The 10,662-nt window shown below is 68.5% G+C and carries 9 protein-coding genes; 1 reads left to right on the top strand and 8 read right to left on the bottom strand.

Annotated elements, in window-relative coordinates; genetic code table 11:
- Nucleotides 1-6 precede the first annotated feature (6 nt).
- Entirely contained in the window at nucleotides 7-858 is an 852-nt protein-coding gene (locus ABFX45_RS31010; RefSeq protein ID WP_233439665.1) for an XRE family transcriptional regulator, read from the top strand.
- Nucleotides 859-860: 2 nt separating this feature from the next.
- Here the strand turns inward: ABFX45_RS31010 and ABFX45_RS31005 are convergent, their stop codons facing one another.
- The 8 genes from ABFX45_RS31005 to ABFX45_RS30970 all read right to left on the bottom strand — a co-directional run bounded on the left by ABFX45_RS31005 (nucleotide 861) and on the right by ABFX45_RS30970 (nucleotide 10,661).
- Nucleotides 861-2,201, bottom strand: coding sequence for an MFS transporter (locus ABFX45_RS31005; RefSeq protein ID WP_346133752.1), 1,341 nt, complete (start codon nucleotides 2,199-2,201; stop codon nucleotides 861-863).
- Between the two features lie 22 nt (nucleotides 2,202-2,223).
- Nucleotides 2,224-2,877 carry a hypothetical protein gene (locus tag ABFX45_RS31000; RefSeq protein ID WP_428834205.1) on the bottom strand — a complete coding sequence of 218 codons (654 nt, stop codon included), beginning with the start codon at nucleotides 2,875-2,877 and terminating at the stop codon, nucleotides 2,224-2,226.
- An 889-nt stretch (nucleotides 2,878-3,766) separates the two neighbouring features.
- The gene (locus ABFX45_RS30995; RefSeq protein WP_346133748.1) at nucleotides 3,767-4,420 is read right to left on the bottom strand and encodes a GntR family transcriptional regulator; all 654 of its coding nucleotides are present in this window, start codon (nucleotides 4,418-4,420) and stop codon (nucleotides 3,767-3,769) included.
- Nucleotides 4,421-4,430: 10 nt separating this feature from the next.
- On the bottom strand, nucleotides 4,431-5,768 hold the full coding sequence (locus tag ABFX45_RS30990; RefSeq protein WP_346133746.1) for an ABC transporter substrate-binding protein: 1,338 nt from the start codon (nucleotides 5,766-5,768) through the stop codon (nucleotides 4,431-4,433).
- Nucleotides 5,765-6,667 carry an acetylxylan esterase gene (locus ABFX45_RS30985; RefSeq protein WP_346133744.1) on the bottom strand — a complete coding sequence of 301 codons (903 nt, stop codon included), beginning with the start codon at nucleotides 6,665-6,667 and terminating at the stop codon, nucleotides 5,765-5,767. The genes ABFX45_RS30990 and ABFX45_RS30985 overlap by 4 nt, the downstream gene beginning before the upstream one ends.
- A complete protein-coding gene (locus tag ABFX45_RS30980; protein WP_346133742.1) occupies nucleotides 6,661-8,823 on the bottom strand; it encodes a glycosyl hydrolase family 95 catalytic domain-containing protein in 2,163 nt (720 codons plus the stop codon). Before ABFX45_RS30980 ends, ABFX45_RS30985 begins: the two co-directional genes overlap by 7 nt.
- Nucleotides 8,820-9,689 carry a carbohydrate ABC transporter permease gene (locus tag ABFX45_RS30975; RefSeq protein WP_109638077.1) on the bottom strand — a complete coding sequence of 290 codons (870 nt, stop codon included), beginning with the start codon at nucleotides 9,687-9,689 and terminating at the stop codon, nucleotides 8,820-8,822. The genes ABFX45_RS30980 and ABFX45_RS30975 overlap by 4 nt, the downstream gene beginning before the upstream one ends.
- A gap of 9 nt (nucleotides 9,690-9,698) precedes the next feature.
- Complete coding sequence (locus ABFX45_RS30970; RefSeq protein WP_346133739.1) at nucleotides 9,699-10,661, bottom strand: carbohydrate ABC transporter permease; 963 nt, start codon at nucleotides 10,659-10,661, stop codon at nucleotides 9,699-9,701.
- Nucleotide 10,662: the final 1 nt, after the last annotated feature.

Genomic DNA, 10,662 nt, shown 5'->3' with positions numbered 1-10,662 from the left:
ACCTGCGTGGAAGAGTTCGCGGAGGCGCTCCGGACGGCGATCACGAATCGCGGTCTCGGCCTGGAGCGCCTGCGCGAACACCTGGCGCAGCACGGCGTGTCGGTCTCCATGACGACGCTGAGCTACTGGCAGACGGGCCGCAGCCGGCCGGAGCGCATGAAGTCGCTGCAGGCCGTCGTCCACTTGGAACACATCCTGCAGGTGCCTCCCGGGCACCTCTCCGAGCTCCTCGGGCCGCCCAGGCCGCGTGGCCGGTGGCTGCGCAAGGCTCCGGCGCCGATGTCGGCGTTCTGGCCGGACCCGTCCCACGTCGAGCACGCGCTGCTCGACGTGGAGACGCGGTGGGACGACCAGCTGATCCGGGTCAGCCAGCAGGACTTCGTGACCGTCGGGGCGGACCGGACCGAGCGTTCCTTCCGGTCGCGGCAGGTGCTGTCGGCGTCGATGAACGGGCCGGACCGCTGGGTCGTGATCATGAACAGCGACGAGTACGGCCGGCCGTTGCCAGAGCTGCGCGCCCTGAAGAACTGCGAGATCGGGCGGCTGGTGCAGGACGAGGACCGGGGTTTCCTGGTCGCCGAACTGATGTTCGACCGGGTGCTGCGCAAGGGTGAGAGCATCGTGATCGAGCACGAGCTCGTCAACCAGGACGAGGAGCTCTCCCCGCTCGCCTTCAGCTACGAGCGCGCGTTCCGGCTGCCCACGCGGGAGTACGTGCTGGAGCTGACCTTCGAGGGGGCGGCGCCGGCCTCAGTCGTGCAGCTCGCCGACAACTCGCAGGTGGAACCGAGCCGGACGCTGCTGGACGTCTCCCTCGACGTGCAGCCGGGAGTGCGCGGGTTCCGCTGGGACTGGTGAGGTCACGCCCTGGCGCGGAACCCCCGCGACGACGGGACCAGCGCGGCGGCCGCGGGAGCGGCGAAGCAGATCACCGCACAGCCACCCAGCACGGCGCTCACCCCGAACTGGTCGACCGCGGGCGCGATGAAGGCCAGTCCGACCGGCGCCAGCCCGTACGACAGCAGGAAGTCCAAAGAGGACACACGGGCGAGCTTGCCGGGTTCGACCTCGCGCTGCGTCGCGGTGAACCAGGGCACGTTGAAAAGCTCGATGCCGATCCCCGTGACGGCGTACGCGGCGATCAGGACGAACGGGTGCACCGGTAGCAGCAGACACAGCGGTATGAGGCCGTAGCAGCCGAGTCCGGCCAGCGCGACCCATCCCGCCGCACGCGGCCGCCAGCGGGCGATCAGCGCCGCACCCGCGAGAGCGCCGATGGTGTACGCGGTCGTGGCGGCCGCCAGCACCGCCTCCGCGCCGTAACGGTCCCTGCTCACCACCGGCAGCAGGACGGCCGACGCGGAATAGCCGGTGGCGATCACGACGGTCAGCGCGCCCAGCCCGGCGAGAAACCACGGATGGCGGCGAGCCTCCCTGATGCCCTCGACGAAGTCGGCGACAAAGCCCGCCCGAGTGCTGATCGGCGCCGGTCCGGCCGTCCCAGCGGGTGGCACGAGCGCGGCGCACAGCCACACCACCCCGGTCAGCGCCAGCAGCGCGCGTGCGTCCACGAGCAGTGACGCGAGCGCGGTCATGCTCGGCGCAACCAACGACATCACCCGCACGGCCAGCGTGATCGCCGCGTTGGCCTGCTGCCGCCCGGACTCCGGCACCACCTCCGCCACGAGCGCCTGGAACGCGGGCCGGCACGCACCCTGCCCCGCTCCGACGATCGTCGCGGCGACAGCCATCAGCAGCAGCGACCTCCCCATGCCCACCGCGATGACGGGTGTCGCGACCGCCGCCGTCACACAGGACCAGAAGACCACGCCCCGGCGTGAATGCCGGTCGGCCAGCACCCCGGCGACGGGCACCGCGGCGAGGAACCCCGCCGTTCTGGTGGCCAGCACAACCCCCAGCTCGACGGCCGTGATCGAGCGTTCGAGCACGGCCAGGCCCAGCACGAACGGCAGCGCCCACATCGCGAGCCCCGACGCGGTCGTACCCGTCCACAGCCGCAGGAAAGCCACGTTTCGAAAGACCGACGGCGCCGCCGGCGTCGCATTCTCGGTCACTTGGCCTCGCTCCTCCCCGTCGGGCCGGGAAGACCAAGATCTCATCTGAGCGCGCCGCTGACCAGACACCGCTGACCGGACACCGCCGCACAGCACAACGGACGGGCACACCCCGCGCCAGGGCATGCCCGTCCGTTGTGGACAGTCGTCAGCCGATCTTCTCGATCCGCGCACGGCGGATCAGGAACTTGCCGGGCTCGCGAACCTGTTCGAAGGCCGCGTTGTTCAGCAACGCACAGCTGCCGGACACCGACGCCACCTTGACGGTGGTGGACTTGTTGTTGTCCAGGTTGGTGACCTTCAGCGTGGTGCCGATCGGGAACTCGCCACTCGACGCGGCGGGCGCGCCACCCTCGCCGGACAGCGTCACGGTCGAACCGTTGCAGACCTGCCGGCCGGACGCGCCGCCGTTCTGCTGCTCGGGGGCGGGCTGGGCCGTTGCCTGACCCTGGTTGTTGCCGGCGTTGTTGTTGCCTTGGTTGTTGTTGCCGGCGTTGTTGCCCTGTCCGGCGTTGCCCGCGCCACCGTCACCCTCGCAGCCCGCCGCCTTGCGCCGCTGCTGGATGAGGTCGACCACGGCCTGCCGGTTCGCGATGCGCGCCTCGGACTGCGCGTCCGGGCTGGCCTGCTGCCCCGCGATGAAGTTCAGGTTGTTCTGCAACGCCTTGTCCAGCCCACCGCAGTCCTCGCCAGACGTGGCAGCCTGCCCCTGCTGGGGCTTCTGCGCCTCGACCTGGTTGCCGCAGCCGGCCGCCGCGCGACGCTGGTTGATCAGGTTCACGACCGCCTGCCGGTTGGCGATGCGAGCGTCCGACTGAGCGTCGGGGTTCGCCTGCTGCCCGGCGATGAAGTTCAGGTTGTTCTGCAGGGCCTGGTCAAGTCCGCCGCAGTCCTCAGCCGCGTTCGAGTCGGTGCCGCTGAAGGCGAACATGCCACCGGCGACAGCAGCGACCGCGAGCATGGCGCCCGCGCCGATCATGGCGGGCTTGCGGTGTCGAGCGCCCATTCGATTCTCCTCGGGGGGTCGATCGGTGTTGTACCGATGACTACGGCGAGGTCACGGACGGGGTTCAAATCGGACTAGACCACGTTCGTTTTTAAATGCATTTAAGGTTGTGGCGCTTGGAGTTCTCGCTGATCAAGTGGCATTTGCCGGGCGTTGCGGGTCGGCTGTTTCATCGTCGGGCGACGGGGCTGCGGGAGGTCGCGGGAGGCGTCAGGACGGGCCGATCGGGGGTTGTGCCGTTCGACTGGATTCGACAGTGGCCGGCTTCGCCGTTCGACTGGGGTTGGGGATCCAGCTGCGTGGCGGAGGCTGACGCCGTTGCTGTGGTGGGCACCGGTTTCAGCGGAGTGGTCGCTTGCAGTGCGGGTGGTCACCTTGCGCAGATGGTTGCGTGGGCCTTGACGAGCCGGGTCACTTCATCGCCGCTTCGCGACGATAGCGATCGAGGCTTGACTTCGGGGCCCTTGCGAGGCGCTCATCGGCCTGAAAAAGCCGGGCATGTGAAGCGCCCGGCCGATCGAGCACGATCGGCACCTCGCACCCAAAGTCAAGCCCCAATCGCCTGCGTACGTGGGCACGTAGGACGTCCGGGTGCGGGAATTACCGGTTGTACGGTGTGGCATTGCCCTGCCCGGCTCGGCTTCGCCTTTGCGATTGGTTCGCCATCGCGGTTGAAAGAACAGGCCTACATCCGGTCCAGCAAACGAGCCCGCGCCACCTCCAGGTGGACGGTCATGGCGTCGCTGGCCCCCACCGCATCCCCCGCGACGAGCGCGTCCACGATCGCGCGATGCTCGGTGATGGTCTGCACCCCGAACGGCTGCTGGAAGTTCAACCGGAACAGGTGCAGATGGCAGTGCGTCTTGGCAAAGGCCTGCAACACCGCGTCATTGCCCGCGATCCGCAGAATGAGCTCGTGCAGCCTCTGGTCGTGGGCGGTGAGGTTTTTGTAGTCGTCATAGGCGTCGTCGGCGGGCGCGGCCGGGCAGGTGGCCAGTTCTTCCTGGATCAGCGCGACGTTCTCGGGCGTCATGCGGCCTGCTGCCAGCGCCGCGGAGGGCGGTTCCAGCAGCAGGCGCAGGGCGTAGAGGTCGTCGACCTGCTTGCGGTTCAGCAGTTCCGTCACGCGGTAGCCGCGCAACGGGAGCCTGCTGACCAGCTCTTCGGACTCGAGGCGGGCCAGCGCCTCGCGGACCGGGGTCGGGGACACGTCGAGCTGGCGGGCGACCTCGTCGATGTTGACGCGGGCCCCCGGCGCGATGCCGTCGCTCATGATCAGCGCACGGATCTGCTCGTAGACGTCGTCCGCGAGCACGCGCCTGCTCGGTATCCGCAACACCACTCCTCTGTCAGCTCTTGGCAAGTATCTCTCGGCTGACGCGTTCCATCTCGGCGAACACGTCATCTGAGCGCCGGCCGCCGAAGTACGCCTCGAAGAGCGGCTGTTCGGCGGACTGCATCGCCGAGCCGTTCGCGTAGGCGGTGGACGGGTAGAGCACGCCGTCCTTCACGTACTGGTTGAAGACGGTCAGGTCTACGCCCTGCGACTTCATCGACGTGACGGTGTTGTCCATGGCGGCCGGAATCGACGGGAAGAACGTGCCCGTGGCGCCGGCCTTGGTCTGGCACTCCTCGCTGCCCATGTAGCTGACCCACTTCCAGGTCAGGTCAGGATTGCGAGTGCCGGCCCAGATGTTGTTGCCGTTGGAGTTGGACAGCACTGAGCGCTTGCCGGAAGGGCCGAGCGGGGTTGGCGCGATGCCCACCTTCACGCCGGGGATCTTGCCGAACGACGGTGCGGACCAGGAGCCGCCGACCGTCATCGCGACCTTGCCGGAGCCGACCAGGTCGATGTCGGAGATGGTCGACTGGTTGCCGGTGGTGAAGGTGCCGAGCTTCGGCGAGAAGCCGCGGTCGGTCAGGGACGTCACCCACTTCATGGTCTTGGTGAAGCGCGGGTCGGTGTAGTTGAACTTGGTGGGCCACTGGTCCTTGTCGCCGAGCCGCCAGCCCAGTGTCGAGACGAAAGGCGCCCATGACGTCTCGCCGATGAAGCTGCGGCCGGCGATGGCGCCGACGCCGTAGGTGGCGACGGCGTTCCTGTCGAAGCCGGGCTCGTCGCCGCGCTTGCCGTTCTTGTCGACCGTCAGGCGCGCCGCGATCTTGTCGAACGTGCCGCCGTCGTCCGGATTCCACGTCATCTGGGCGACGTCTGCCTCGGACACACCGGCCTTGGTCAGCGCGCCGACGCTGTAGTACATGCCGGCGGCGGCCCAGTCCAGCGGCAGCGCGTACTGCTTGCCGTCGGTGAACTTCCACGTGTCGACGCCGACCGAGTACTTCTTCAGGTCCAGGTTGGACTTGGCGATGAGGTCGTCGAGCGGCATCAGCTGGTGCTGCGAGGCGTAGGCCTGGAGGAACTGCACGGAGTTCTGGAACGCGTCGGGCGCGGTGCCCGCGACGAAACCGGCGGTGAGCTTGGTGAAGTAGTCGTCGACGTTGTAGCGGGTGATCTTCACGTCGACGCCCGCGTTGGCGGCCTCGAACGCCTTCTCGCACTCGCCGTAGGCGACTGCCTGTTTGTCGTCCCAGGTCCACCAGTTCACGGTGTTGCCGGAGCCCGTTGCGGAACTCCCGCAGCCCGCGACCACGAGCGCTGTCACGGCGGCCAAGGCGGCGATTTTCATGGCATCTCCAGTCGGGAACGGAAGGCGTCGAGTGCGATGTCGAGGTCGTCGGAGCCGCCCGCCTCGTGAGCGCTGTGCTCCCAGACCTGGATCTGGCGTGGACCCGCGTAGGCGTGGTAGGCGCCGAACACGGTGGAGGGCGGCACGATGTCGTCCATCAGGCCGATCGAGAACCAGGCGGGGGCGATCGCTCTGGCGGCGAACCCGACACCGTCGAAATAGGACAGAGTCGGGAAGACGGAGGAACGGCGGTTCTCGGCGAGGTAGGTCGTGAGCTCGGTGTAGGGCGGGCGGCCGCAGACGTTCAGCGCGCGGCGGAAGTCGCACAGGAACGGTGCCTGCGCGTGCACAGCGACCAGGTCGGGCACCAGCCCGGCCACCGCCAGCGCGATTCCTCCGCCCTGGCTGTTGCCGATCACGGCGACGTCAGCGGAACCCAGCGCCCGCACGGCGTCCACCGCGCGCACCGCGTCAACGAAAACCCGCCGGTAGAAGTAGGTGGAGCGGTCGGCGATCCCGCGGGTCATGAAGCCGGTGCCACCACGCTGGTCCCGCACCTCGACCTGCAGGTGCGCGAACCCGGCACTCGCCCACGTCAGGTTCTCGGCCGCGCTCCCCCGGTTGCCGCCGTATCCGTGGTACTGCACCACCGCGGGCAGTCCGGACGCACCGCGCGGAGTCCGCAACCAGGCGCGGATCCGATCTCCGCCGAAGCCCGGGAACGTCACGTCGAAGACGTCGAGGGTCCGCAGGGGCGTGTCGACCGGTACCGCCTCGACCTTCAGCTCCAGCGAACGCGCCTCGGCCAATGTCGAGTCCCAGAACGAGTCGAAGTCGGCGGGCCGCCGGTACGAGCTGCGGTACGCCCACAGGGAGCCCAGGTCCAGGTCGGTCAGCACGAGATCCTCCCGCGCACTTCCACGACGTCGTTCACCACGACGTCGGTGACCTCTCCGCTGATGCTCACCGGCACGACCTCCGCTGCCTCACCGGACAACCGCCGCACCCGCACGAGGACGTCCCCGTCGTGCCACGACACGTCGACGGCGAGGCCTCCCCGGCAGCGCAGCCCCCGAGCCGAGCCGCGAGACCAGCCGGAAGGCAGCGCCGGCAGGACGTCGATCACGCCGGTGTGGCTCTGCACCACGACTTCCGCGAGTGCGGCGGTGAAGCCGTAGTTGCCGTCGATCTGGAACGGCGGGTGGGTGCTGAACAGGTTCGGCAGCAGGCCGCCCCACTCCGAGCCGTCGAACGGCGCGTCCCGGTGCCGGTCGCCGGTGAACGCCTGTGAGGCCTCGGACAACAGCGAACGCACCGTCTCTCCATCGCCCAACCGGGCCCTCAGAGCCATCTTCCAGGCCCACGACCAGCCCATCGCGCCGTTGCCGCGCCGGTCCATCGACGCCGCCACGACGTCCCCGAGCGGCGTGCCCGCGACGATCTGGCCGAGCGGGTACACGGACACCAGGTGCGACAGGTGCCGATGCATCGGATCTTCCTCCGGCAGGTCGGCCACCCACTCCCCCAGCCGCCCGTCGAAGACCGGCACCGGTCGCAGGCGCGGCAGCGCGGCCGAGATCTCCGCGAGCAGCGGATCGGCGCGGCCCGATGCCAGTGCCAGCGCCAGGGTTCGTTCGAACACGGCCCTGATCAGCACCACGTCCATGGTCGCGGACCAGCTGAGCGCCTGTGGTGTGCCGGCAGCGTCGAGGAACCAGTTCTCCGGCGAGGTCGACGGGCACGTGTCGAGGTAGCCGTCGGGGCCCTCGACCAGCCAGTCGAGGCAGAACTCCGCACAGCCGCGCAGCAACGGCCACGCTCGCTCCAACGTGGACCAGGTGCGGGCGAAGTCGTAGTGGTCCCAGGCGTGTTGGACCAGCCACGCGCCGCCCATCTGCCAGATCGCCCACGACGGCGCGCCGTGGCCCATGCCGACCGGCAGCGCCCAGCCCCACGCGTCGGTGTTGTGGTGCGCCACCCAGCCGCGCGTCCCGTACAACGAGCGCGCCACCTCCGCGCCGGTCACCGCGAGCTTCTCCAGCAACTCCAGCAACGGTTCGTGGCACTCGGCGAGCCCGGTGACCTCCGCCGCCCAGTAGTTCATCTGGGTGTTGATGTTGATCGTGTAGTTCGACGACCACGCCGGTCGCAGCTCGGCGTTCCAGATGCCCTGGAGGTTCGCGGGCGGCGCGCCGGGCCTCGACGACGAGACGAGCAGGTAGCGGCCGTACGCGAACAGCACCGACGCGATGAGCTGCTCGTCCTTGCCGGACAACAGCTCTGGCACGTCGATCACGTCCGGGAGATCGCCGAACCGGACGTCGCACGCGTCCATGAGCGTCTGGCGGTTGCTGCGGCGGGTGCCGCTCCACCGCGACTCGGTCGTGGTGGAACTGGTGAGCGTGAGCAGCCAGCGATCGGGAGTCCGCTTCACCGCGGCCGACACCGTGCCGCGCTCGCCGGAACCGTAGACCGGCGCGTCAACCTGCGGTTCGTGCTTGGGCGCCGAGTCGATCGGGAGGTCGACGACGAGGAACAACCCGTCGCGCGACACCTCGCGCAACGGCGTCGTCAGCTCCACCTCCAGCGGCACCGCGCCGGCGATCTCCACACATAGCGCCGTTTCCGAGGTCCAAACCCGCCGGACGACCTCGTTGCCGTCGATGGTCAGCCGTTCGGTGACCACGCCGGTGCTCAGATCCAGGGTGCGACCGTGTGACTCGCCCTCGGGCAGCGTGACCCACAGATCCACGTACGGCAGGAACGTCTGGCTGTACGAACCCTCGAACGACATCAGCAGCTCAGTCGCCTGCTCCAGGTCACCGCCGAAGATCGCCGAGCGCACCTGCGCGAGCCGCTCCGGACCAGCGCCGGAAGCCAGCACATCGGCCAGGGCCCGAGACGGTCCGTCCGACGTTCCCGACCACGCGGTCGCGTCGTTGACCTGCACGCGGGACCGCCCGGCCCCACCGAACACCATCGCGCCGAGGCGTCCGTTCCCGACGGGCACCGCCTCGGTCCACTCCCCTGCCGCCGCAGCCCAGTGCAGTTTCACTTGATCCCCGTGAACCCGATGGAGTTGACCAGCCGCCGCCCGAACACCAGGAACAGCAGCAGCATCGGCAGCGCCGCGACCAGCGTCGCCGCCATCAAGCCCGCCCAGTCCAGCGACGCCTGCGGTGACGACTGCTTGAACACCGCGAGCGCGAGGGTGAGCGGGCGGACCGACTCGTCGTTGGTGACGAGCAACGGCCAGAAGTAGTCGTTCCAGGTGGTGATGAACGTCAGCAGCGTCAGCGTCGCCATCGGCGCGACGCTCATCGGCAGCACGATCCGGAAGCACACCCGCAACGGCCCGGCGCCGTCGATGATCGCGGCCTCCTCGACCTCGTTGCTGAGCCCGAGCATGAACTGCCGCAGGAAGAAGATGTTGAACGCGGAGAAGAACGCGCCGGGCAGGATCATGCCGCCGAACGTGTTCAGCAGCCCCAGATCCTTCATCAGAACGAAGTTCGGCAGCAGCGTGAACACCGAGGGCACCATCAGCGCGGTCAGCAGCACGCCGAAGACGACATCGCGGCCCTTCCAGTGCAGCCTGGCGAACGCATAAGCCGCCAGAGCGGAGAACACGACGGTGCAGAGCGTCAGAAGTCCCGCGTACACAACGGAGTTCCACAACGCGAGCGCAAGGTCGATCTTGGCACCCGAGCCGCCCTCCGCCGCGGCCTCAGCGGGCGTGGCGAGCCCCAGTGCGCGCTTGAACGGACCCCACGTGAAGTGCACCGGCAGCAACGAGGACGGGTCCGTGGACATCGCGAAGTTGTTGGACAGCGCGGTTCGCAGGATCCAGTAGAACGGGAAGATCGTGATCAGCAGGACGACGATCAGGTAGCTCCAGGCGACAGCCTTGCCGAGTTTCACCGCAGCTCCTCAGTTCGTGTCCGACTCACCCGCACGCGCCATCCGCAGCTGCGTGAAGGTCACCGTGACGAGCAACAGGAACAGGGCGAGCGACATGGTGGCGGCGTAACCGAAGTCGAACTGGCCGAAAGCCTTGTCGTAGATGTACATCTGCAGCACCAGCGAGGCGTCCGCCGGACCACCCTTGGTGCTCACCTGGACGATGTCGAAGACCTGGGTCGCGCTGATGACGTTGAGGATCACGACCATCACCAGGATCGGCCGCAGCAACGGCAGCGTGAGCGAGCGGAACATCTGCCACTCCGACGCGCCGTCGATCCGCCCGGCCTCGTAGATCGACGCGGGAATCGTCTGCAGGCCGGCGAAGATGAGCACCGCGTTGTAGCCCATGGTCTTCCACACGTTCAGCGCGGCCAGCGTCGGCACCGCCCAGGCGTCGGAGCCGAAGAACATGACCGGCTCGCCGGTGACCCGGGTGATCAGCTGGTTCACGATGCCCAGCTGCGGGTCGAGCATCCACGTCCACACCAGCGCCGTGACGACACCGGAGATGAGGAAGGGCAGGATCATCAGCCCGCGGACCGTCGTGCTGACTCCCAGGCGGTGCAGCACGACGGCGGTGACCAGCGAGACACCGACACCGAGAACCGCCGACAGGACGACGAAGTACGCGGTGACGCCCAGCGAGTGCCAGAACCTGCCGTCGTTGATCAGCTCGTGGATGTTCGCGAGCCCGGTCCACACCGGCGGGGTGAGGATGTGGAACTCGGTGAAGCTCAGGTAGATGCCGCGCAGCATCGGATAGGCGAAGAACACGCCGAACCCGAGGATGGCCGGCGCGACCAGCAGCCACGCGACCCACGTGTCGTCGCGGCGCGACGCCGGGCCTTTGCGCCGCCGAGGTTCAGGCGGAGGCGCCGTGGTGGCAGGTCCACGCACGACCTGGGCGCTGGAGTCTTGCACGGTTGTCACC

The organism is Lentzea roselyniae, assembly GCF_039537795.1.
Classification (GTDB): Bacteria; Actinomycetota; Actinomycetes; order Mycobacteriales; family Pseudonocardiaceae; genus Lentzea; species Lentzea atacamensis.
Note: the sequence above shows the minus strand (reverse complement) of the source record. Positions and strands in the feature narration are given on the sequence as shown.

What these genes read in the sequence shown, in the direction of transcription:
- ABFX45_RS31005 (WP_346133752.1), bottom strand. Translation starts at nt 2,201, where the DNA reads ATGCCCTGGCGCGGGGTGTGCCCGTCCGTTGTGCTGTGCGGCGGTGTC.
- ABFX45_RS30990 (WP_346133746.1), bottom strand. Translation starts at nt 5,768, where the DNA reads ATGAAAATCGCCGCCTTGGCCGCCGTGACAGCGCTCGTGGTCGCGGGC.